21 protein-coding genes are annotated in these 22,425 nt (G+C 62.1%); 11 read left to right on the forward strand and 10 right to left on the reverse strand.

Annotated elements, in window-relative coordinates:
- Positions 1-42 precede the first annotated feature (42 nt).
- Positions 43-789: a cytochrome c biogenesis CcdA family protein gene (locus X744_RS165005; RefSeq protein WP_023757498.1), complete on the reverse strand. Its 747-nt coding sequence runs from the start codon at positions 787-789 to the stop codon at positions 43-45.
- Positions 790-972: 183 nt separating this feature from the next.
- Between X744_RS165005 and X744_RS165000 the strand changes: the two genes are divergently transcribed.
- The 9 genes from X744_RS165000 (at position 973) to X744_RS1000000171455 (ending at position 10,525) form a co-directional block, all read left to right on the forward strand.
- Positions 973-1,350 (forward strand): hypothetical protein, encoded by a 378-nt coding sequence (locus tag X744_RS165000; RefSeq protein ID WP_023757499.1) that lies wholly within the window; start codon positions 973-975, stop codon positions 1,348-1,350.
- A 365-nt stretch (positions 1,351-1,715) separates the two neighbouring features.
- On the forward strand, positions 1,716-4,340 hold the full coding sequence (gene topA, locus X744_RS164995; protein ID WP_023757500.1) for a type I DNA topoisomerase: 2,625 nt from the start codon (positions 1,716-1,718) through the stop codon (positions 4,338-4,340).
- 6 nt (positions 4,341-4,346) lie between these two features.
- Complete coding sequence (gene rnr, locus X744_RS164990; RefSeq protein WP_023757501.1) at positions 4,347-6,665, forward strand: ribonuclease R; 2,319 nt, start codon at positions 4,347-4,349, stop codon at positions 6,663-6,665.
- Positions 6,665-7,111, forward strand: coding sequence for a DUF983 domain-containing protein (locus tag X744_RS164985; RefSeq protein WP_023757502.1), 447 nt, complete (start codon positions 6,665-6,667; stop codon positions 7,109-7,111). The genes rnr and X744_RS164985 overlap by 1 nt, the downstream gene beginning before the upstream one ends.
- Before the next feature lie 86 nt (positions 7,112-7,197).
- Positions 7,198-7,938: an NUDIX hydrolase gene (locus X744_RS164980; RefSeq protein ID WP_023757503.1), complete on the forward strand. Its 741-nt coding sequence runs from the start codon at positions 7,198-7,200 to the stop codon at positions 7,936-7,938.
- A 77-nt stretch (positions 7,939-8,015) separates the two neighbouring features.
- Positions 8,016-9,194, forward strand: coding sequence for an MFS transporter (locus tag X744_RS164975; RefSeq protein ID WP_023757504.1), 1,179 nt, complete (start codon positions 8,016-8,018; stop codon positions 9,192-9,194).
- 109 nt (positions 9,195-9,303) lie between these two features.
- On the forward strand, positions 9,304-9,813 hold the full coding sequence (locus X744_RS164970) for a hypothetical protein (RefSeq protein WP_023757505.1): 510 nt from the start codon (positions 9,304-9,306) through the stop codon (positions 9,811-9,813).
- 101 nt (positions 9,814-9,914) lie between these two features.
- Positions 9,915-10,082: a 50S ribosomal protein L33 gene (gene rpmG, locus X744_RS164965; RefSeq protein WP_006201775.1), complete on the forward strand. Its 168-nt coding sequence runs from the start codon at positions 9,915-9,917 to the stop codon at positions 10,080-10,082.
- A 233-nt stretch (positions 10,083-10,315) separates the two neighbouring features.
- A complete protein-coding gene (locus X744_RS1000000171455; protein WP_084025140.1) occupies positions 10,316-10,525 on the forward strand; it encodes a hypothetical protein in 210 nt (69 codons plus the stop codon).
- Positions 10,526-10,915: 390 nt separating this feature from the next.
- On the opposite strand, the gene ugpC is transcribed toward X744_RS1000000171455, so the two are convergent.
- From ugpC to X744_RS164920, 8 genes are all read right to left on the reverse strand, one after another.
- The gene (gene ugpC / locus X744_RS164960) at positions 10,916-11,983 is read right to left on the reverse strand and encodes a sn-glycerol-3-phosphate ABC transporter ATP-binding protein UgpC (protein WP_023757506.1); all 1,068 of its coding nucleotides are present in this window, start codon (positions 11,981-11,983) and stop codon (positions 10,916-10,918) included.
- A 4-nt stretch (positions 11,984-11,987) separates the two neighbouring features.
- On the reverse strand, positions 11,988-12,836 hold the full coding sequence (locus X744_RS164955; RefSeq protein WP_023757507.1) for a carbohydrate ABC transporter permease: 849 nt from the start codon (positions 12,834-12,836) through the stop codon (positions 11,988-11,990).
- Positions 12,836-13,759 (reverse strand): sugar ABC transporter permease, encoded by a 924-nt coding sequence (locus X744_RS164950; protein WP_023757508.1) that lies wholly within the window; start codon positions 13,757-13,759, stop codon positions 12,836-12,838. Before X744_RS164950 ends, X744_RS164955 begins: the two co-directional genes overlap by 1 nt.
- Positions 13,760-13,936: 177 nt before the next feature.
- On the reverse strand, positions 13,937-15,214 hold the full coding sequence (locus tag X744_RS164945) for a sugar ABC transporter substrate-binding protein (protein WP_023757509.1): 1,278 nt from the start codon (positions 15,212-15,214) through the stop codon (positions 13,937-13,939).
- A gap of 29 nt (positions 15,215-15,243) precedes the next feature.
- On the reverse strand, positions 15,244-16,431 hold the full coding sequence (locus X744_RS164940) for a PLP-dependent transferase (RefSeq protein ID WP_023757510.1): 1,188 nt from the start codon (positions 16,429-16,431) through the stop codon (positions 15,244-15,246).
- Entirely contained in the window at positions 16,428-17,162 is a 735-nt protein-coding gene (locus X744_RS164935; protein WP_023757511.1) for a FadR/GntR family transcriptional regulator, read from the reverse strand. Before X744_RS164935 ends, X744_RS164940 begins: the two co-directional genes overlap by 4 nt.
- Positions 17,163-17,876: 714 nt before the next feature.
- Entirely contained in the window at positions 17,877-19,250 is a 1,374-nt protein-coding gene (locus tag X744_RS164925) for a PleD family two-component system response regulator (protein WP_023757513.1), read from the reverse strand.
- Positions 19,251-19,283: 33 nt separating this feature from the next.
- Positions 19,284-19,700 (reverse strand): response regulator, encoded by a 417-nt coding sequence (locus X744_RS164920; RefSeq protein WP_280948933.1) that lies wholly within the window; start codon positions 19,698-19,700, stop codon positions 19,284-19,286.
- Positions 19,701-19,897: 197 nt separating this feature from the next.
- Between X744_RS164920 and X744_RS164915 the strand changes: the two genes are divergently transcribed.
- Both X744_RS164915 and X744_RS164910 read left to right on the forward strand, forming a co-directional pair.
- Complete coding sequence (locus tag X744_RS164915) at positions 19,898-20,197, forward strand: DUF3572 domain-containing protein (RefSeq protein ID WP_023757514.1); 300 nt, start codon at positions 19,898-19,900, stop codon at positions 20,195-20,197.
- Positions 20,194-20,847: a hypothetical protein gene (locus X744_RS164910; protein ID WP_023757515.1), complete on the forward strand. Its 654-nt coding sequence runs from the start codon at positions 20,194-20,196 to the stop codon at positions 20,845-20,847. Before X744_RS164915 ends, X744_RS164910 begins: the two co-directional genes overlap by 4 nt.
- A 13-nt stretch (positions 20,848-20,860) precedes the next feature.
- Here X744_RS164910 and X744_RS164905 read toward each other — a convergent pair whose 3' ends face one another.
- Positions 20,861-22,396, reverse strand: a complete 1,536-nt coding sequence (locus X744_RS164905; protein ID WP_023757516.1) for a hypothetical protein — start codon at positions 22,394-22,396, stop codon at positions 20,861-20,863.
- Positions 22,397-22,425 lie beyond the last annotated feature (29 nt).

The following is a 22,425-nucleotide window of genomic DNA, read 5'->3' on the forward strand; positions in this document are numbered from 1 at the left end:
AGTGCATCAGTGGATCCAGAGTGCAAATCTTATGTCGGGTGCCTACCCCAACCTTCCCAGCACCGGGAAATTCTCCAGCAGCCAATACGACACGGTCTGCACGCCGCCGGTGAGGAAGAAGACGCCGGCGACGACTAGCAGCGCGCCGATCGCCTTTTCGACGCGGCCGAGATGGACGCGGAATTTACCGAGGAAGCGCATGAACGCACCGGAAAACAGCGCCGCGATCAGGAATGGGACGCCCAGGCCGAGCGAATAGGCGGCAAGCAGCAGCGCGCCCTCGCCCACCGTCTCGCGGCCGCCGGCCAGTGTCAGGATCGGCCCCAATACCGGGCCGATGCATGGCGTCCAGCCGAACGCGAAAGCCAGCCCCATCACATAGGCGGCGATCACACTCGCCGGCTTGCCTTGCGATTGGAAGCGCGCCTCGCGCGACAAAAGCGGGATGCGCAGGATGCCGAGGAAGTTCAGGCCCATCAGGATGATCAGCACACCGGCGCCCATCGCCAGTTGCTCCTGCCAGACCCGCAGCAGCCGGCCGATGGTCGACGCACCGGCTCCGAGCGCAACGAACACGGTGGAAAAACCGAGCACGAAGGCGATCGAGGAATAGAGCAGCGCGCCACGTGCGCCTTCGCGCGCCGTCGCGCCCGCATTGCCGCGGAAATCATCGACCGAGACGCCTGCCATATAGCAGAGATAGGGCGGCACCAGCGGCAGCACGCAAGGCGACAGGAACGAGATCGCTCCCGCCCCGACCGCGCTAACATAGCCGATGTCCAATGCCATTTCCAAGAACTCCAGTGCCGTGGCTGATATAGCGACGCGCAGCCTTGTCCACCAATCACCATAGTGTTGGCAAGATCATCCTTGCCGAGCGCACTTGCCGGGAAGAAACGGGGACGCGCAGGCGTTGATGCGGTGAGGCCGCGATTTCCCGCGCGTCTCCAGATATCAGTCAAGGAGATCTCCATGAAAACCATAACCGTTGGGCTGGCAGCGCTGTTGCTCAGCACCGCTGCATCCTTCGCTGCCGACGCGTGGAAGGAAGCCGAGGTCAATGGCACCAAGATATACACCGACGCCAACGGCATGACGCTTTATACCTATGACAAGGACGAGAAGGGCAAGAGCAACTGCTACGACAAATGCGCCACCAACTGGCCGCCGCTGAAGGCCGCAGCCGGCGCCAAGCCGGAAGACGAATGGAGCGTTGTCGGCCGCACCGACGGCACCAAGATGTGGGCCTATGACGGCAAGCCGGTCTATACCTTTATCAAGGACAAGAAGCCCGGCGATGTGAGCGGCGACGGCGTCGGCGAGGTCTGGCATATCGTCAAGGCCGACTAGCGTACTCGGTACCCAGCCGCCTGATGGCGGTACAAGGGCTGGTCGCCGGGCAATCTTCATGCGGCGGGCGTCGACCACCTTGCAGCAAACCACCGGTTTCGGTTCAGCGACTCGCGTGGAAAGCAGATCGGTCGTTTTCAATGACATCGCGCCTTTTCCGATGGCTAGGGGTCACCATCTCCCTTTTCCAAAATTCTGTGATTTCCTCCATACACTCTAAGAGTGTATTGCTGCAGAGAGCCCCGCAATTTGGGGCGCTTCCCCTTGACCGGATGCAAAAGCGCCGCCATGTGAGCGACACATGAACGAGATTTCGTCGCGCGCAGCGGAATTCTTCTGCCGCACCACAGCTGATATGAGACCTCATGGACGTCGTCGTCGTCGAATCGCCGGCCAAGGCAAAGACAATCAACAAATACCTCGGCAAGAACTACAAGGTTCTGGCCTCGTTCGGCCATGTCCGCGATTTGCCAGCCAAGGACGGCTCAGTGCGTCCGGACGAGGATTTCGCCATGTCCTGGGCGGTCGACACCGCTTCGGGCAAGCGGCTTGCCGACATCGCCAAGGCGGTCAAGGATGCCGACGGCCTGATCCTCGCAACTGACCCGGATCGCGAGGGTGAAGCCATCTCCTGGCATGTGCTGGAGGTGCTGAAGCAGAAGCGCGCGCTGAAGGACAAGCCGGTCAGCCGCGTCGTCTTCAACGCCATCACCAAGTCGTCGGTGCTGGAAGCGATGGCCAATCCGCGCCAGATCGATGCGCCGCTGGTCGATGCCTATCTCGCCCGCCGGGCGCTGGATTATCTCGTCGGCTTCACGCTGTCGCCGGTGCTGTGGCGCAAACTGCCGGGCGCCCGCTCGGCCGGACGCGTCCAGTCGGTTGCACTGCGCCTGGTCTGCGACCGTGAATCCGAGATCGAGCGCTTCATCCGCGAGGAATACTGGCAGATCGCGGCTCTGCTGGGCACGCCGCGCAACGAGAACTTCGAAGCGCGGCTGACCGCCTTCGATCGCAAGAGGCTGCAAAAGCTCGACATTTCCAACAAGGCGCAGGCCGATGACATCAAGACGATGCTCGAAGGCGCGACCTTCAAGGCCGTGTCGGTCGAAGCCAAGCCGACCAAGCGCAATCCCGGCCCGCCCTTTACCACCTCGACACTGCAGCAGGCCGCCTCATCGGGCCTTGGCTTCTCGGCCAGCCGCACCATGCAGGTGGCGCAGCGGCTCTATGAAGGCATGGAGATCGGCGGCGAGACCACCGGCCTGATCACCTATATGCGAACCGACGGCGTGCAGATGGCACCCGAGGCGATCGACGCCGCACGCGATGCCATCGCCAAGGAATTCGGCCCGAAATACCTGCCGGAAAAGCCACGCCTTTACACGACCAAGGCCAAGAACGCCCAGGAAGCGCACGAAGCGATCCGCCCGACGGATTTCATGCGCACTCCGGCATCGGTCAGACAGTATCTCGATTCCGACCAGATGCGCCTCTATGAGTTGATCTGGAAGCGTGCGATCGCCAGCCAGATGCAGCCGGCCGAAATCGAGCGCACCACCGCCGAAATCGAGGCGGTCAACGGCGCGCGCACCGCCGAGCTTCGCGCCGTCGGCTCGGTCGTTCGCTTCGACGGCTTCATTGCCGCCTACACCGACCAGAAGGAAGACGACGCGGAAGACGAGGAAAACCGTCGCCTGCCCGAGATCCGCGCCGGCGAGCAGCTTGCCCGCCAGGCAATCAACGCCACGCAGCACACCACCGAGCCGCCGCCGCGTTATTCCGAGGCTTCGCTGATCAAGAAGCTGGAAGAGCTCGGCATCGGTCGCCCGTCGACCTATACGGCGATCCTGAAGACGCTCGAAGACCGCGACTACGTCACCATCGACAAGCGCCGGCTGGTGCCGCAGGCCAAGGGCCGCCTGCTGTCGGCTTTCCTCGAAAGCTTCTTCAAGCGCTATGTCGAGTACGACTTCACCGCGTCCCTCGAGGAAAAGCTCGACGAGATTTCCGACGGCAAGCTCGCCTGGAAGGATGTGCTGCGCGATTTCTGGAAGGATTTTTCGGGCGCCGTCGGCGACATCAAGGAGTTGCGCGTCACCGACGTGCTGGATGCGCTCAACGAGGAACTGGCGCCGCTGGTGTTTCCCGCGCGCGAGGATGGCTCCAATCCGCGCATCTGCCCGAAATGCGGCACCGGCAACCTGTCGCTGAAGCTCGGCAAGTTCGGTGCGTTCGTCGGTTGCTCGAACTATCCCGAATGCTCCTTCACCCGCCAGCTCGGCGACGCTGCCAACCCCAATGGCGAGAATGGCGGCGGCGAAGACGGTACCAAAGTCATTGGCAAGGATCCTTATACGTCAGAGGAAATCACGCTGCGCAGCGGCCGCTTCGGCCCCTATCTGCAGCGCGGCGACGGCAAGGAAGCCAAGCGCTCCAGTCTGCCCAAGGGCTGGACGGCAGAATCGATCGACCACGAGAAGGCGCTGGCGCTGCTGTCGCTGCCGCGCGACGTCGGCCAGCATCCGGAAACGGCCAAGATGATCTCGGCCGGGCTCGGCCGCTACGGCCCGTTCGTCCTGCATGACGGCACCTACGCCAATCTCGACAGCATCGAGGACGTGTTCTCGATCGGGCTGAACCGCGCCGTGTCGGTGATCGCCGAGAAGCAGTTGAAGGGCAAGGGCGGCCGCAATGGCGGCACTGCCGCAGCGCTCAAGGAGCTTGGCGAACACCCCGACGGCGGTGGCAAGATCGTCGTACGCGACGGCAAATACGGGCCTTACGTGAATTTCGGCAAGGTCAATGCCACCTTGCCCAAGGGCAAGGATCCGCAGTCGGTGACGATCGAGGACGCGCTGGCGTTGATTGCCGAGAAAGAAGCCAAGGGCGGCGGCGGCGCCAAGAAGCCGTTCCGGAAAGCGGCAGCAGCCAAGGCGCCCGCGGCCAAGAAAACCGCAGCCAAGAAGCCGGCAGCGAAGAAAAGAGGGTAGGACGGCGTGGCGCGCAAGATCACCGGTAGAACCCACGGCGATCCGCGCACCGCCGACACGAGGGCCAAGGTCAAGGACGACTATCGGCCCTCGCGTGACGAAATCCTGCGCTACATCGCCGAAAATCCCGATCGCGCCGGAAAACGCGACATCGCGAAGGCGTTCGCGCTGCGCGGCGACGACCGCATCTGGCTGAAGGATCTGCTGCGCGACCTGCAGGACGAAGGTTTCCTGACCAAGGAGCGCAAAAGGTTGGCCCGCGTCGGTGCCCTGCCCCACGTCACGGTCCTGGATATTTTTGATCGTGATGCAGATGGCGTGCTGTTGGCGCGTCCTACCGAACATTCAGCCAACGGACCGCCACCCATCGTTTCCATCCGCCTGTCGCGCAGTGGCGGGGGACCGGCCCCCGGCATTGGCGATCGCGTGCTGGCCAAGACCTTTCCCGCCGACGAGACGAATGTCGCCCTGGGAGGTCCGGCATACACCGGACGCGTGGTGAAGATCTTCGAAAAGCGCACTGACGCCGTGCTCGGTGTCTTTCGCATCCTGCAGGACGGCACATTCCGCATCGAGCCGGTCGAACGGCGCCAGCCCGAACTGATCGTCGACAAGGAATTCCAAAACGGCGCCAAAAGCGGCGACCTGGTCGAGGTCGAGCCTGCGCGGGCCTCCCGCTATGGGCTGCCGAGAGCCAAGGTGCTCAACGTGCTGGGCTCGCTGACCAGCGAAAAGGCGGTCTCGATGATCGCCATCCACGCACATGACATTCCGCATATTTTTCCGGCCGACGTCATCGCCGAATCCGAAGCCGTCAAGCCGGCGACCCTCGCTCACCGCGAGGACTGGCGCGACCTGCCGCTGGTCACCATAGATCCGGCCGACGCCAAGGATCATGACGACGCCGTCTTCGCCACACCGGATCTCGACGAGAAGAACCCCGGCGGCGTGGTCGCCACCGTGGCGATCGCCGATGTCGCGGCTTATGTGCGCTATGGAACGGCGCTCGACCGCGAGGCGCTGAAACGCGGCAATTCGGTCTATTTCCCGGATCGCGTGGTGCCGATGCTGCCCGAGCGCATCTCCAACGATCTCTGCTCGCTGCGCGAGGGCCAGGACCGTCCGGCGCTGGCGGTGCGCATGGTGTTTTCGGCGCAAGGCCGCAAACTCAGGCACTCCTTCCACCGCGTCATGATGAAGTCGGCAGCAAAGCTCGCCTACAGCCAGGCTCAGGCGGCGATCGACGGCGCGCCGGACGAGAAGACCGGTCCGATCCTCGATACGGTGCTGAAGCCGCTGTGGGAAGCCTATGCGATCCTCAAGCGCGGCCGCGAGGGCCGCCAGCCGCTTGAGCTCGACCTGCCGGAGCGCAAGATCGTGCTCAAGCCGGACGGCACCGTCGATCGCGTCATCGTGCCGGATCGGCTCGATGCCCACAAGCTCATTGAAGAATTCATGATCCAGGCCAATGTCGCGGCAGCCGAGACGCTGGAGGCGAAGAAGCAGGAACTGGTCTACCGCGTGCATGACGCGCCATCGCTCGCCAAACAGGAATCGCTGCGTGAGTTCCTGCAAACGCTGGGCCTGTCGCTGGCCCGCGGCGCGCAGATGCAGCCAAGCCAGTTCAACGGCATCCTGGAGCGCGTGCGCGGCGCCGACAATGAGGGCCTTGTCAACGAAGTGGTGCTGCGCTCGCAGAGCCAGGCCGAATACTCGCCCAAGAACATCGGCCATTTCGGTCTCAACCTCAGGCGCTACGCTCACTTCACCTCGCCGATCCGGCGTTACGCCGATCTGATCGTGCATCGCGGACTTATTGCCGCACTCGGCCTTGGTCCGGGCGGGTTGACGCAGGACGAAGCGGCTCGTCTCGAAGACGTCGCGGTACTGATCTCAGGCACGGAACGCCGCGCAATGGCGGCAGAGCGGGATACGGTCGACCGTCTTGTCGCCGCTTATCTCGCCGAGCGCATCGACGACCGTTTCGACGCCCGCATCTCTGGCGTCACCAAATCAGGACTATTTGTCCAATTGCCGCAGTACGGCGCGGATGGTTTCATCCCTGTGTCAACATTGAACGGCGATTACTACATATACGACGAGACAGCCCGTTCCCTGTTCGGAGAACGCTCGGGCAAAGGCTACCAGCTCGCGGACCGCGTCGAGGTCCGGCTCGTCGAGGTGGCACCGATGGCCGGCGCGATGCGCTTCGAGATGTTGACCGATCCGAAGCCTTTGCCGGGCTCCAAGCGGTCGTTTCACAAGGCCAAAGGCCGCGCCCGCGCGTCGCAATCGCGACCGGGTTCGCGCGGCAGGAGACGATGATGACAACAGCCACGGAAGAACAGGTTTTCGGCGGAGAACATCACTCGGGCCGGGCTGCCCGCCCGCTATGGACGGCGATGAAGCGCGGCCTGCTCGGTCGCTGCCCGCACTGCGGCGATGGCAAGCTGTTTGGCGCGTTCACCAAGACCGTCGATGCGTGCAGTGTCTGCGGCGAGGAACTGCATCACCACCGCGCCGACGACCTGCCTGCTTATCTCGTCATCGTCATTGTCGGCCACATCGTGCTCGGCGCCTTCATGGGCGTGGAGGCAACGTCCACCCTGTCCACGTGGCAGCACATCGCCATCTGGGTGCCGCTGACCATACTTTTGTCGGTCGCGCTGCTGCAGCCGGTCAAGGGTGCCGTCATCGGACTGCAATGGGCCTTCTATATGCATGGCTTCGGCGACGAAAACGATGTGATCGAGCCGCATCCCGGAGCCTGAATCGCAACCAAGAATGCGGCCTGGCGCAACATCCCGACCGTGAAAGGCCACTTTCGCTTGCCAGAAGTTTCCGTTAGTTCCTGCGCATGGACGGTATGACCAAGGCGGAAGTCGACAAGATCGGACGGAGCATGATCGCCCAAAGCGACCAGCCAATTCGCCCCCGTGATGCCGCGACGCTGATCCTGCTCGACCGCAAGCGCGATGACGTGCTGGTCCTGATGGGTCGCCGCCATGCCGGCCACGCCTTCATGCCAGGCAAGTTCGTCTTTCCCGGCGGCCGCACCGATCCGGCCGACAGCCGCATCCCTGTCGCTGCCGCATTGCATCCGGAGCAGGAAGCCAGGCTGATCGCCGGGCCCGGCCGCACAAGCACCGCACGAGCTCGCGCCATCGCCTTGTCGGCCATCCGCGAGACTTATGAAGAAGCCGGATTGCTGATCGGCCGCAAAGGCGCTTTCACCACCGCCCGGCCCGACTGGCAAGGCTTTGCCGAACACGGCGTGCAGCCCTCCCTGGACATGCTGCGTTTCATCGCACGCGCTATCACGCCGCCCAACCGGGTGCGCCGCTTCGACACCCGTTTCTTTAGCGCCTGGCGCGACGATGTCGCGGTCGAACTGCCGGGTGGCGGTCCGACCAACGAACTCGAAGAGCTGGTCTGGCTGCCGCTTGCCAAGGCCCGGGAAGCCGACATACCCGACATCACCCGAATGATCCTGGACGAGCTGCAAAGGCGCCTCGCCCATGATCCGCTGCTGCGTCCGGCCGGCCCCGTACCCTTCTACCGGCTTGTCCGCAACCGCTTCACCCGCGAACTTCTCTAGAGCAATTCCAGGAAAAGTGTGACGCGGTTTTCCGTCCGGAATTGCGTAAGATCAAAAAGACAGAGTAATCAGCACCCATGACGGTCGATACCCAACAACAGGGCGACGAACGCGTACACTGGCTGCCGATGGTGGCGGCGATCTCGTCGATCAGCGTCGTCGGTATTGCCATCGGGCTCGGCATGCCGCTGCTCAGCGTCATCCTCGAAACACGCGGCCATTCAGCCTCGATGATCGGCCTCAACACGGCCGTCGCCGGCCTCGCCTCGATCGCCGGTGCACCGCTGGCCACACCGCTTGCGATGCGCTTCGGCGTCGCGTGGACCATGATTGCCATGATCGCCGCCGGCGCGCTGGCCTTTGTCGGCTTTCATTTCGCACCCGACTTCTGGATGTGGTTTCCACTGCGCATCGTGCTGCACATCGCGCTGACGGTACTGTTCATCCTGTCTGAATTCTGGATCAGCACCTCGGCGCCGCCGCACCGGCGCGGCCTTGTCCTCGGCATTTACGCCACGGTTCTGTCGCTCGGCTTTGCCGCCGGACCGTGGCTGTTCGCCCATCTTGGCAGTTCCGGCTTCAGACCGTTCGGCGTCATCATCTGTCTGGTGACGCTGGCGGCCATACCGGTGCTTGCAGCGCGCAACGAGAGCCCGACCATCGTCTCCGACGGCGAGACCAGCAATTTCCTGCGCTACATCTGGCTGGTGCCGTCGGCGACCGCAGCCGTGCTGGTATTCGGCGCGGTGGAAACCGGCGGCTTTGCGCTGTTCCCGATCTACGGCAGCCGCATCGGCTATTCCGAGGCCGACGCAGCCCTTCTCCTGACCATGATAGGCCTTGGCAACGTGCTGCTGCAGATCCCCATCGGCATGATCAGCGACCGCGTCAGCGACCGCCGCTATTTGCTGATTGCCTGCGCCATGGTTGGCCTCGCCGGCACGGCCTTCATGCCCTTCTTCGCCCAGAACTGGCATCTGATGGCCGCACTACTGTTCGTCTGGGGCGGCGTCGTCGCTGCCATGTACACGATCGGCCTTGCCCATCTCGGCTCGCAGCTTTCGGGCCATGAACTGGCGTCGGCCAACGCCGCCTTCGTGCTGTGCTACGGCGTCGGCATGGTTCTCGGTCCGCAGGCGATCGGCATCGGCATGGATGCATTCGGTCCAACCGGCTTCGGCTGGTCGCTCGGCCTGTTCTTCGCCGCCTACATTGCCCTGGTCGCCTTCAGGCTGGTCCGCAAGATCCTGCTGTAGCGCGATTGCTGCCAGCCCGCATTGGGATGGCACGGTGAGAGGCTGCTGACAGAACCGTGTCAGGAGCACAGGGCTAAAAGGGTGTCCCAAAACACTTGAGGACACTTCCATGATCGACAGCGGCTTTGAAACCACATCGCTACGAATGACACTGCTTCTGCTTGTGACCTTCCAGGCCCCGGCCGCCGATGTCGACCGCATCATGGACGCGGTGGTCGCGATCGCGCCGCTGGCCATGGGCAAATATGACCGCAATGCCTATCAGTCGGCAAATGGCATCGAGCGCTACAGGCCGCTCGACGGTGCGGCCGCCGGGGCCGAAACCGAATTGCGGCGGCGCCCGGGCACTGTCGAGGTTTCCTTCGAATTGCCCGACGACCAGGCATTGGCCGCCCGCGTCGCCGAGGCGATTTTCCAGGCCCATTCCTACCAGGAACCGGTGATCCGCATTCAGCCGATCCTGGCCAGCCGTTCCAAGGGGCTGGATGACCGCGCCAATCCGAATCGCTGGTGGAACACGACCGGAGACTGGAAGAAGGTCGCGGCAGCGGCGACAGAAACCGCTGATTTCCAGTCACCGGCAGGCTCGGGCGGGTCGCACAAGGCATACCGGGCTTGACTTTCCAGGCGCGTTCTTTATGTGTCGCGCCAAGTTTCCCGCGTCCGGGTGTTTCCCCGTGCTCCAGCGGCCAAAACCCCACGAACAAACGGACTGATATCATGGCCAAAGCCGCAAACATCAAGATCAAGCTTCTGTCGACCGCCGACACCGGTTTCTTCTACGTGACCAGCAAGAACAGCCGCACCAAGACGGACAAGCTGTCGTTCCGCAAGTACGACCCGGTCGCCAAGAAGCACGTCGAATTCAAGGAAACCAAGATCAAGTAATCTGGGTTTCCCTCTGCAATGCCGAAACGCCGCCCAATGGGCGGCGTTTTCGTTTGTAACGTGCGGAGGTCGCGCACCTCGTACATTTCTAAACGCTTCACGCCCTCACGGCTTCACCAAGTCTGTGAAGTGTATCATTTTAACACAATCGCCAATTGGTAGACTCCCACGACGGATAGGCAGTTAGTTCAGCGTCAGGCTAAAGGGGGGATGCCTCGAAATGGGAGAGAACCATGTCCATTCAGAAAGGCGACTATCGAACCAACAGAGCCGACTATGCGATTGCCGCGATGCACAGGGGAGTGACCGCCGAAGATAGCGTTCGGGACGATATTCTGGCGGCAAGAAAGAAGTCCCTATGGCTAAAAGAACGGCGATCAGCCAAGTCGGCTGAGAACCCCTTGGACAGCTCGCCGCTGCCCAAAAGAAGCCCTCGCGGATAGAGCCACGGCAGCCTCACGCGATCGCACCATAATCATGCACCGCCGACTCGCTCATATTTGCAGATGCAGCCGGCGGTATTTGCCTCTCGCATGGCGGCCCAACGCGTGGCGAAATGGCTCCCGTTCTTTTAGAAGGCGGCAGGACTAAAGTCTTGTTCTCTACTCGCAAAGGTCTGAGGGGTCTCGTTAGGTTCCGCAAATGTCTGTTGGACGTTCCGTTACTTTAGTTAATGGAGATGTAGTCATCCCTTGTATTTCCCACCCGGGAACGGTGCCTGCTGCGGCCGTTCGTAATCCATAGGCCCGTCATTCAGGTTGTTCAGCGCGCTGTACAGATCGCTGTGCAACGGTGTCGATCGCGTCCCAAATCCCCTCACCAGCTGAGTTCTATCAGCCGATGCGATCACCGCTTTTGGGATCGAACAGATGCAGCGACGCCGGATCGGCTGCCAACCGTACCACGTCGCCGGGCTTTACCCCGGCTCGGCCCATGGCAAAGACGCAAAGCTGCTGGCTGGCCAGCTTGACGTAGAACTGCGTCGAAAGCCCGAGCGGCTCCACCACCACCACCTCGCCCTTCAATGCGCCGTCGTCTGCCAGCCGGATATGCTCGGGCCGCAGACCGACTGTGATGGCGTCGCCGCCCTTCAGCGGCAGGCCTTCTGGCAACAGCAGCGCCTGGCCATCGGCCAGCACGGCCTCCGAGGCACCGCCCTTGCGAACCGTCGCCGGCAGGAAATTCATGCCGGGTGAACCGATGAAACCGGCGACGAACATGTTGGCCGGCCGGTCGTAGAGATCGAGCGGCGCGCCGACCTGCTGGATCAGCCCGTCATGCATGACGACGATGCGGTCCGCCATGGTCATCGCCTCGATCTGATCGTGGGTGACGTAGACGGAGGTGGTTTTAAGTTGCTGGTGCAGCGCCTTGATCTCGGCGCGCATATGGACGCGCAGCTTGGCGTCGAGGTTCGACAGCGGCTCGTCGAACAGGAAGACCTTGGGATCGCGCACGATGGCACGGCCCATGGCGACGCGCTGGCGCTGGCCGCCGGACAATTGCCGCGGCAGGCGTTGCAGGAGCGTGTCGAGCCCGAGCCGCTTGGCCGCGCCGTCCACCCTCGCGTCGATCGTCGTCTTCTCCGCTTTCTTCAAGAGCAGGCTGAAGCCCATGTTCTTCGACACGTCCATATGCGGATAGAGCGCATAGGACTGGAACACCATGGCGATGTCGCGGTCCTTGGGTGCCACGTCATTGACCAGTCGCTCGCCGATGCGGATCTCGCCGCCGGAAGCCTCCTCCAGCCCGGCGATCATGCGCAAAAGCGTGGACTTGCCGCAGCCTGACGGCCCGACCAGGACGACGAATTCGCCATCGGCGATTTCAAGGTCGACCGCGTGCAGGACGCGGACGGCGCCATAATCCTTGCGGACCTTTTCGAGCGTGACAGAAGCCATCGGTCTATCCTTTGACGGCGCCGGCGGTCAGGCCGGTGACGAGATAGCGTTGCAGGAAGGCGAAGAAGATGCAGACCGGGATCAGTGCCAGGATGGATGCTGCCATCATCTGTCCCCAGTCGACGGCGAACTTACCGATGAAGGTAAGCAGGCCGACCGCGAAGGTCTTCTGGTCATCGCTGGAAATCAGCATCAGCGCGAACAGAAGCTCGCTCCACGCGGCCGTGAAGACGAAGCCCAGCGTCGCGCCCATGCCGGGCAGCGTCAGCGGCACGATTACCTTGCGCATCGCTTGCGCCCGGGTGCAGCCGTCGATCATCGCCGCCTCTTCCAGGTCCTTCGGAATGCCGTCGAAGAAGGACTGCATCAGGAAGGTGGCAAAGGCCGTGTTGAAGGCGGTGTAGATGATGATCAGCCCGGCCAGGCTGTTGATCAGGCCGATCTGACCCATCACGCGGTAGATCGGCGGAATGACCATCACCAGCGGAAAAGTCTGGGTCAAAAGCAACATCAGTGCAAGTGCTGCCTTGCCGCGAAAGGTGAAGCGCGACATGGCATAGCCGGCGAGCGAAGCAATGATTGTCACCAGCGCCGCCGTCGACACCGAGACGATGACGCTGTTGAGGAAATATCGCGGAAAATCGGTGGCCTCGAGCACGGTGACGAAATTCTGCAGCGTCATTTGCGACGGCCAGAAGGTGATGCCTTCGGAATACAGAAGCCGCTCCGGCGTGACCGAGATCTTCAGCGTCCAATAGATCGGAAACAGGGCAAAGAGCACGTATGCCGCGATCGCCGCGTAGAGGCCGATGCCGCCGAAGAAGCGCTGCGAGGTTGAACGCCCTGCGATCATCAGACGTGCCTCACCAGCGTGCGACGAATGCCGATCAGGGCAATCGCGTAGGCAATGAGCAGGACCAGCAGCAGCACGGCCACCGCCGAGGCATAGCCCTTGTCCAGCGACTTGAAGGCGCTGACGTAGATGTAGACCGGAACCGTGTTGGTCGAGCCGGCCGGTCCGCCCTCGGTCATGACGAAGATCAGGTCGGCGAAGGTGGCGATCCAGATGGTGCGCAACATCACGGTGATGGCGATGGTCGGCGCCAGGAACGGCAGCGTCACCTTGGTGAAGCGCTGCCAGGGCGAGGCGCCGTCGATCGCCGCCGCCTCATGCAGTTCCGATGGAATGGATTTCAAGGCCGCCAGCAGCGTGATGGCGAAGAACGGAATACCGAACCAGACATTGGCGACGATCGGCCCCCACATGGCAGTTGAAGGATCGGACAGCACATTGGTCGGCTCGGCCTTCAGTCCCAGCGCAAACAGCCAGTGCGGCAACGGGCCGATGATCGGGTTGAACAGCCAGGCCCAGGTCAGGCCCGACAGGAAGGATGGCACCGCCCAGGGCAGGAACACCAGCGCCTGCACCAGTTTGCGGCCGCGAAACGGCTTGTCGAGCAGCAGCGCCAGGCCGAGGCCGAGGAAGAACTGGAAAAACAGGCTGGCGACGGTCCACCACAGCGTGTTGACCAGCGCCTGCCCCAGCACCTGATCCGACAGCATCGCCTGATACTGCCCGAGCCCGACATATTCGGACTTGAACGCCGAGAATTTGCGGAAGGAGTAGCTGATGCCGATGACCAGCGGCACCAGAAGCACCACGACCAGAAGGATGATCGCCGGGCTGAGATAGAGCCATGGCTCGATTGCGACGTGCGATAGCCGCTTGCGATGCGGCTTGCCGACGGATCGTATTTCGGACACGGCATAGGTCATTGGCTGAGGATCGGCTCCCTGGAGCGACGTCGGGCAGCGTCCTTCTCCCCGTCGCTACGGGGAGAAGATGCCGGCAGGCAGATAAGGGGCAGCGCGAACCAACCAAAGCCTGGCGCCGCCCCTCATCCGTCACTTCGTGACTCCTTCTCCCCGTGAACGGGGAGAAGGAGAGAAGAGCTACTTCTTGTTCTTCGCCAGCCAGTCCTGCTGTTCCTTGGTCAGGAAGGCAGCCCATTGGTCGGCGACGTCCTTGGCCGTCTTCTGGCCAAGAAGCACTTCCTGGAAGTTCTTGATCGCCACCTGGTCGACGAAGTTGCCGAGGTTCTCCAGATGCGTCGGCGGCGTCACCATTTCATATTTGGAGCTGTCGCTCAGCTCCGTGAACCAGCCCTTGAACTGCTCGGTCTTGAAATGGGGATCCTGGTCGGCGCCGTTGTGGATCGGGACGACCCCGACTTCCTTGGCCCATTCCAGATTGTCCTTCGGCGACAAAAGCGTCGCCATCAGCTTCCAGGCGTCGTCCTTGTGCTGCGAGTTGGCAAACATCGCCCAGCCGGCATAGCCGAGCGTCGGATAGGACTTGCCGCTCGGCCCGACCGGCAATGGCGCCACGGCGAAGTCGTCGGCGCTCATCTTGTCGGCAATGCCGAGCAGCGCGTCGGGATCCTGGTTGAGCATGGCGCAGGTGCCGGAATAGAAGCCGGTGACCGTTTCGTTGAAGCCCCAGCTCACCGAATCCTTCGGCGCCAGGCCGTCCTTGTACATGTCGGCCAGCATCTGCAGGCCCTTGACCGAACCTTCTTCGTTGATGGTCGAGGTGCCGTCCTCGTTGAAGTAGCCACCCTTGCCGGCGGCGATGTTCATGAACATGTGCATGCCGTTGAAGGCGCCCGGCCCGCCGCGCAGGCAGTAGCCGTACTTGCCCGGGATCGCGGAAATCTTCTTGGCATCGGCGATGAAATCATCGAGCGTCGCCGGCGGGCCATCGAGGCCGGCCTGCTTGAACAATTTCTTGTTCCAGAACAGCGCGTTCACATAGTAACCGTAAGGGATCATGTACTGGGTGTTGTTGACGGTCGAGCCGAACTGCTTGGCACGGTCGCCGAGCGTCTTGGCGTCGTCCCATTTGGCCATGTAGGGCCCGAGATCCTCGAGCTGGGCATTGTTGGCATAGAGGCCCATCCAGCGTTCCGGCATTTCGACAATGTCAGGCGTATCGCCGGCCTGCACCATGGTCAGGAATTTCTCGAAGGCCTGGCCCCAGGGCAGCGAGATCAGCTCGACCTTGACGCCGGGATTGGCCGTCTCGAACTCAGCGATCTGCTTCTTCAGGAATTCGGTGCGCGGCGGGCTGGTGATGACTTCGACCATTTTCAGGGTCGAATCGGCCATAGCGCTTCCGGCGGAAATCGCCAGCCCCGCAACGGTGGCAAGCATGACGGTCAGTTTTTTCATGTTCAAGACTCCCATTTTGAACCCGCTTGTTATTTTCTGGCTTTTTCGAAGGCCTGGGCGACGTCAGCCCATAGGTCCTCGACACTCTCCAATCCGACATTGAAGCGGATGGTTCGGGGGCTGACGCCGAAGCGCGCCATCGAATTCAGGCCCGGCGTCTGCTCCAGCGACGCCTTGGCCGGTACGACCAGGCTTTCATGCCCGCCCCAGCTGACGCCGATGCGGAAATATTTCAGCGCGTCGACGAAGATGGGAATGTCGATATCGTCCGTCACCTCGAAGGAGAACAATCCGGCATAGCCGGCCAGGGTCGCCTTGCCCGGATGGTTCGAATAGACGGGGTGGTTGACCCGCTCGACATTGGCATGCGCCTTCAGCCGTTCGGCGATGGTCAGGCCACTCTTCATGTGATGCGGCAGGCGCAGCGGCAGTGTGCGCAGGCCGCGCAGCAGCAGCCAGGCCTCGAACGGCGACAGCTTGCCGCCGAGATAGGAATAGGTCTGCTCGTTGATGTGTTTGATATGAGCAGCGGAACCCGCCACCACGCCGGCCACGGTGTCGCTGTGGCCGCCGAGATACTTCGAGGCCGAGTGCAGCACCAGATCGACGCCATGCGTGATCGGCTTCTGGAACACCGGCGTCGCCCAGGAATTGTCGATCGTGGTGACGATGCCTTGCTCCTTGGCCAGCCGCGTCAGATGCGCGATGTCCTGCACCTCGAACATCATCGAGGTCGGGCTTTCCAGGTACAGCAGCTTGGCGCCGGGAAGTGCTGCCGCGACCGCATCGGGGTCGGAACCGTCGACGTAGTCGACCTTGATGTTGAGCCGCGGCAACAGCCGCTCGAACAGCCGATAGGCATCGCCATAGCAATTGCGCACAGCCACGATGCGCTCGCCGGCACCGACAAAGGCAAGCACCGTGGCGCTGATCGCCGCCATGCCGCTGGAAAAGCCGCGCGCCGCCTCGGCCCCCTCGAGTGCGGCCACCCGCGCCTCGAACTCCATCACCGTCGGATTGTCGCCGCGCGAATAGATCGGCTGCTTTCGTTTGCCGGCAAAGGTGTCGGCCATTTCGGCATAGCTGGCGAAGGTAAACAGCGAGGTTTGATAGATCGGCGGCACCACGGCACCCCCGGGGAACGGCTCGTCATGCGCCAGCAATGTCGCCGCCTCGGCAAGATAGTCGTGATCAAAACCGGATGGATGCTCGTTCATGTCTGGCTCGAAAGCTTGAGTTTGGCGGCACCGCGCTTCAAATCGTCCTCGACGGTGGAGATCAGCTTGAGCGCCTCGGCGCGGGCGCCCTGCGGGTCGCGGGCAGCGATGCGCTCATAGATGGTTCGGTGGTAGGGAAAGCTGGCGTGGCCGAAATCACGAACGCCCAGCGGATGCTCCCAGAAGCGGTGGAACAATTCATGCATGGCGGCGATGATCTGCTCGAATAGCGGATTGCCAGAGACCCGGTAGATCGCCTGGTGGAACTCCCAATCCTCTTCCGACGACATGCCTTCGCGCGTGCGGAACGCCTGCTCCATGATGTCGAGCTTGCGCGCTATCTCGGCGATATCGGCCTGGCTTGCACGTTCGGCGCAAAGGGCCGCGGCCTCCGCTTCCAGCGCGCGGCGGATCTCCAGCGTCTGCATCAGGCTGGTAAAATCATTGCCGCCCGCCAGCGTCAGCGGCATGTGCAACATGTCGGGTGAGACGGCCGCCTTGAGGTAAGTCCCGCTGCCTTGCCGGCGCTCGACGAGGCCGAGCCCTTCCCAGCGAGTCAGCGCCTCGCGCACCGTGTTGCGGCTGACCTTCAGCCGCTCGGCCAGGATGCGCTCCGTCGGAAGTCTCTCGCCGGGCTGCAAGGCCTCGGCTCGAACAAACCCCACCAATGCCTTCAGCACGGCGTCATCGCGCGCCGTCGTCTGAATGGGTGGCAGGCTGTTCTGGTCCACACTTCCTCCAAGTGGTCCAATGGTCCAACCAATTCCTGCATAGATGAAAGATCCTGTCAATCGATTGTCAGGGGATACGTCCTTTTTCATGCTGTTGACGGTTGCGACAATCCGTTTCGGCAGGTCGTGCCAGCCAGCTCCAGCCTTCTGCTAATCAACAGCGGCAGGCGTCACTCCCGCTTTGCGCACCTTGGTTCGGGTCGCGGTTTTACGGGAGGAGCCGGGTCTTGCCGCAAGCCCCTTGTGCGCCATATGTACGAAATGGAGGGGGTGCTGTTCCCCCCGATGTTCGGTTGCCACGAAAGAGCTTGTCGCGCCATCCATAGCGACTAAGGAACGGCCGTCGCCGCGCCAAGACAGTACCAGATCTTCACACGCAAAAAAGCAGAGCCCCGTCTTTGGTACGGAGCTCTGCTGTTCTTTTGGAAGGAAGGGGGCCGGACGGCGTTTGGCAGCGGTACGAGGAGGCCACTATGTGCCAGCGCCGGCCGGCCGACCCCACGGACCCAGGAGATGCGGCGGACCTGAGCATCATGGGGTATTCCTGGAGATCGGAGCCGGTTGTCTATCCTCGTGCCGGCTTCGTCTTGGCCTTCACACTTGCGCAAGAGCTTATGAAAATCAACAGTTTCTTAACCAAGGCTCGCGAATTGCTTGGATTAAGGTAAACGGGTAACCCTGTCGGCTTGACTGGAAAATTGGGGGCTGAACCGATTAGGCCGCCTTGGCAACGACTCGGTTGCGGCCACCGCTCTTGGCTTCGTAGAGCGCGAGGTCGGTACGCTTCATCAGTGCCGCCACCGTATCTACCCCCTTCAGCACCGACGACACGCCGACGCTGACGGTGACTTCGATCTTCGTGCCGTCCTGGCCGATGGCAAAAGGCGCTTGGGCAATTTCGGCGCGAATGCGTTCGGCCACCTTCTCGGCCACCGCGCCCTCGGTGTCCGGCATCACCACGACGAACTCCTCGCCGCCAAAACGGCAGGCAAGGTCGATACCCCTGACATTCTTGCGCAGCCGTCGCGCAAATTCCCGCAACACCTCGTCGCCGCCGTCATGGCCGTGCGTGTCGTTGATCGCCTTGAAGCGGTCGAGGTCGGTGATCATCACCGACAGCGGCCGGCGCCGCGCCACGGCGCGATCGAACAATGTCTGCAGATGGCTGTCGAGATAGCGGCGGTTGTGCAGCCCGGTCAGCCCGTCGGTCACCGCCATTTCGATGGTCTGGGTGACGCTGGCACGCAGCTGGTCGTTGTAGCGCTTGCGGCGCACCTGGGTACGCAGCCGTGCCGTCAACTCCTGCTGGTCGATCGGCCGCATCAGATAGTCGTTAATGCCGAGTTCGAGGCCGCGGATGATGCGTTCCTCCTCGCCCTCCTCCGCCAAAAGAATGATCGGCACGAAGCGAGTGCGGTCCAGCGAGCGCAATTGCGAACACAGTCTCAGCGGATCGAAATCGGCGAACGCCGTCGAGATCATCACGCATTCATAGGACGTCTCGGCAGCCTGGAAGAAGCCGGCATGCGGATCACTGGAGATGTCGAGGTCGGCACGGTCGCGCAGCATTTTCTGGATGCGCTCGACGGATGTTTTGCGCTCGTCGATCAAAAGCACTTTCGGCATCGTGTCTTCGGCTGCGAAATTGCGGCTCAAGAGTTCTTCGATGCCGATGTTGCGCGTCGTCGAGGCGCGCAGCCGCAACTCGTCGGTCAGCGATTTCAGCCGGACAAGGCTCTTGACGCGCGTCATCAGCTGCAGATCGTTGACCGGCTTGGTCAGGAAGTCGTCGGCGCCGGCTTCGAGCCCGCGCACCCGGTCGGAAACCTGGTCGAGCGCCGTGATCATCACCACCGGAATATGCGATGTCGCCGGATCGCTCTTCAGCCGCCGGCAGACCTCGAAGCCGTCCATATCCGGCATCATCACGTCGAGCAGCACAACATCGACCTTGCCGTTCTCGCAGGTCTCAATCGCATCCGGCCCGTTGCTGGCGGTCAGCACCTCGAAATATTCGGCCAGCAACCGGACTTCCAGCAGCCGAACATTGGCAGGGATGTCGTCGACGACGAGGATCCGTGCAGTCATTTCACAAAGCTCCGGCTCGGCTGAAAAGGTACATCACGCATCGCCCAAATAGGATTTGATGGTTTCGATAAAACGCGGCACCGAGATCGGCTTCGAAATATAAGCCTCGCAGCCACCCTGGCGGATGCGTTCCTCGTCGCCCTTCATCGCGAAGGCGGTCACCGCGATGACCGGGATGACGTGCAACTCGTCATCCTCCTTCAGCCATTTCGTCACTTCCAGCCCCGACACTTCAGGCAGCTGGATATCCATCAGGATGAGGTCCGGCCGGTGCTGGCGCGCCAGGTCGAGCGCTTCCAGACCGTTTCGGGTGCGCACGGTCTCGTAACCGCTTGCCTCGATGAGGTCCCGAAAGAGCTTCATGTTGAGCTCATTGTCCTCGACGATCATGACCTTCTTCGGCATCGATATCCCGTCCCGGTCGTCCTTCCGCTCAAAGGCGACCGTCATGCGCCCACGTCCAGACGCACCAAACCCTGCTTCACTTTACGGCAATATCATTGACGAAACGGAAATCCGCGGCTGGAAAACTGCGCAAATTCCACCCCGTCCTCGCGCGTCCAAAGGGCGCGCCACGCTCTAATGGCTTGCCGCAAGCAACTCTTGCCATTACTGCGGGAGAGACTCATTCCACACCGAAGGTAGTGATGGCAAACGCAGCGTCAATGCGTGAAGAGGCGGAAACCATTGCCGTGAAGGCCCTGGGCTTTGTCGCCTCCGATCCGGAATTGCTGCCGCGCTTTCTGGCGATCACCGGCATCGAGGCGCATTCGATCCGTCAGGCTGCCAGCGAGCCGGGATTCCTGGCCGGTGTCCTGCAGTTCATTCTTGCCCATGAGCCGACGCTGATGCGCTTTGCCGAGGAAACCGGCACGCCGCCGGCTGCCGTAGGCAAGGCCTTGCGGGCGCTGCCGCTAGGTGACGACAACCACGAGCATTCCATATGAGCGACGATCCTGAAACCGCGCGTCAGATCGAGGAACTGATGGCTGACGACCGCCCGCTGCTGGTGCTTGATGTCGACGACGTGTTGCTCGAATTCATCCGCCCGTTTCCGAATTTTCTCAGGGCGCGCGGCTATGATCTTACGCTGGCCTCCTTCCAGCTGACCGGAAACATCGCCGAAACGGCGAGCGGCCGCCTGATCGAACAGCCCGAAGTCACCGCACTTCTGGGCGATTTCTTCGACGCGCAGGCCGACTGGCAGAGTATCACGGAAGGTGCTGCGGAAGCCTTGGCAGAACTCGGCGACCGCGCGCAAATCATCTTGCTTACGGCTATGCCGCATAGGCACCGGGCCGTGCGCCGCGCCCATCTCGATGCCCTCGGGGTGAGCTATCCCCTTCTGACCACGGAAATGGCAAAGGGGCCGGCGGTGGCCAAGCTTCGCGGCAAAGGGGGCCGGCCGGTCGTCTTCGTCGACGATCAGCCGCGCAACCTGGCGTCGGTACAGAATGCCGTCGCCGATGCCGAGCTGTTTCACTTGATGGCTGACAATTCGCTGCGCGCATTCCTGCCGCCAGTCCCGGACGACGTCATCGTCGTACAGGATTGGCATGAAGCCGCCCCAAGGATCACGAGCGCGCTGGGGCTCTAAAGCCCCCGGCCCCTCATGGATTCAGTTTCGCTCCTGCCCCGCCGCTGTCGTCTCCGCTGTCATCGTTCCCGCCGTCACCATCATCCACGCTGTCGTCGACCGCCGGATCGGCAGGCTTCAGCATGACGCCGTTGACGGTAACCGAACCATCGGCCTTGGCGTTGACGACCCATTCCAGCCGGCCGTCGGGCAGCGCCTTGCCAAAACCCTTCGCCATGAGCGCAACCGGCACATATTGCGCCACCTCCGGCTCCGACTTTGCCGCCTCCTGCAAACCTTCGATCATCTTGTCGAAGCCGGTGACATCGACCGTCACGTTTCCTTCGGGCTTTTCGCCGGGGAACGTCATCTCGCCTTCCAGCGCGATCTCCGTGTCTTTGTTCTTCACGGTGCTGTGGCCGAGCACGACCTTCGGCGTCTTGGCCATGAAGTCGGCTTTGAGCTGCTCGCCGAATTCAGGCGACAGCGGCGGATCCCGATTAAGATCAAAGGCTTCGATTGTCTTCTTCGCCATGGTGTCGAGATCGATATTGGCGCCGCCGAAGTTCAGATCGATATCGGTGGGCAGCAGCGCGACGCTCCAGCTCGGCAGAAGCTGCTGCGGCACGGTTAGCCCCGATGCCTTGATGCCATAGGTGATTTTGCCGCTCTGGGCGACGCCGTCGGTGCCGAACACGGTGGAGAGCTGGGTGGCGCCGAAATTGCCGACCGGGCTTTCCACCACGAAATCCTTGAAGCCGTAGGTTCCCTCCACACGGTCCCAAAGCGGCAATGCCGCGCGCAGAAGCGATTTGAGTTGCGCCTGGTTGGCCTTCAGCGTTGCCTCGTTCTCATTGGCCACGGCAAATGCCAGGAGATCAAGCAGCGGCTTTGTCCGCACACCCTTGCCGCTGGCTTCGACCGACAGTTCCGGCGACCTGAGGGTGACCGGGAATTTCAGCCCGCTCTCGGGATCGTCGAAATTGAGCGCCTCGACAAAACTCGACACCTTTTGCGAGCTTGTGAAATCGATGCCGCCGGTCGCGGACTTGCTCGCGGCAATAGTCGCGGTGCCGGCGCCGGTGCTGGCTTCGATGTGCTGCTTGGTATCCTTCGATGCCATCGTCATGCCGGCGATGGAGCTGGTGCCGCTGGTAAAAGCCGCCAGATTGGGATCGTAGACGCCCGTCCCCTTGCCGTCCTTGATGGAAAGCTGCGTGCTTTGCAGCCCCTCGGGCCCGTTGAACTCGAAGGATGCGTTTTGCGAAAAGTCCATCGAGACATCCCAGGACCCATCGCTGCGCGGCTTGACCATGAGCGCATAGGGCGCGAAGTCGAATTTCACCAGCTTCTGGTCCGGAAACGATGCGGCAAGTGCCTTGAAATCAAACAGGATCTTGTAGGCATCACCTTCGAGCGAAACCTTCACAATGCCTTTGTCGATCGCCTGTTTGCCAACATAGCGGGACAAGTCGCCGGACAATTGCTTCGCACCCTGACTGTCGACGGTCTGACCGAAAGCAGGCGCACTCAACGCAAGAAGGAACACGAATGGCAGGGCACGGTTCACGTGAATTCTCCGTTTTGGCGTAATGCATG

The sequence above is a fragment of the Mesorhizobium sp. LNHC252B00 genome, from assembly GCF_000502955.1.
Classification (GTDB): domain Bacteria; phylum Pseudomonadota; class Alphaproteobacteria; order Rhizobiales; family Rhizobiaceae; genus Mesorhizobium.

Bases quoted from the DNA above. Each gene is read 5' to 3' on its own strand.
- X744_RS165005 (WP_023757498.1), bottom strand. From the start codon at position 789: ATGGCATTGGACATCGGCTATGTTAGCGCGGTCGGGGCGGGAGCGATC.
- X744_RS165000 (WP_023757499.1), top strand. From the start codon at position 973: ATGAAAACCATAACCGTTGGGCTGGCAGCGCTGTTGCTCAGCACCGCT.
- topA (WP_023757500.1), top strand. From the start codon at position 1,716: ATGGACGTCGTCGTCGTCGAATCGCCGGCCAAGGCAAAGACAATCAAC.
- X744_RS164985 (WP_023757502.1), top strand. From the start codon at position 6,665: ATGACAACAGCCACGGAAGAACAGGTTTTCGGCGGAGAACATCACTCG.
- X744_RS164980 (WP_023757503.1), top strand. From the start codon at position 7,198: ATGGACGGTATGACCAAGGCGGAAGTCGACAAGATCGGACGGAGCATG.
- X744_RS164975 (WP_023757504.1), top strand. From the start codon at position 8,016: ATGACGGTCGATACCCAACAACAGGGCGACGAACGCGTACACTGGCTG.
- X744_RS164970 (WP_023757505.1), top strand. From the start codon at position 9,304: ATGATCGACAGCGGCTTTGAAACCACATCGCTACGAATGACACTGCTT.
- rpmG (WP_006201775.1), top strand. From the start codon at position 9,915: ATGGCCAAAGCCGCAAACATCAAGATCAAGCTTCTGTCGACCGCCGAC.
- X744_RS1000000171455 (WP_084025140.1), top strand. From the start codon at position 10,316: ATGTCCATTCAGAAAGGCGACTATCGAACCAACAGAGCCGACTATGCG.
- ugpC (WP_023757506.1), bottom strand. From the start codon at position 11,983: ATGGCTTCTGTCACGCTCGAAAAGGTCCGCAAGGATTATGGCGCCGTC.
- X744_RS164955 (WP_023757507.1), bottom strand. From the start codon at position 12,836: ATGATCGCAGGGCGTTCAACCTCGCAGCGCTTCTTCGGCGGCATCGGC.
- X744_RS164950 (WP_023757508.1), bottom strand. From the start codon at position 13,759: ATGACCTATGCCGTGTCCGAAATACGATCCGTCGGCAAGCCGCATCGC.
- X744_RS164945 (WP_023757509.1), bottom strand. From the start codon at position 15,214: ATGAAAAAACTGACCGTCATGCTTGCCACCGTTGCGGGGCTGGCGATT.
- X744_RS164940 (WP_023757510.1), bottom strand. From the start codon at position 16,431: ATGAACGAGCATCCATCCGGTTTTGATCACGACTATCTTGCCGAGGCG.
- X744_RS164925 (WP_023757513.1), bottom strand. From the start codon at position 19,250: ATGACTGCACGGATCCTCGTCGTCGACGACATCCCTGCCAATGTTCGG.
- X744_RS164920 (WP_280948933.1), bottom strand. From the start codon at position 19,700: ATGACGGTCGCCTTTGAGCGGAAGGACGACCGGGACGGGATATCGATG.
- X744_RS164915 (WP_023757514.1), top strand. From the start codon at position 19,898: ATGGCAAACGCAGCGTCAATGCGTGAAGAGGCGGAAACCATTGCCGTG.
- X744_RS164910 (WP_023757515.1), top strand. From the start codon at position 20,194: ATGAGCGACGATCCTGAAACCGCGCGTCAGATCGAGGAACTGATGGCT.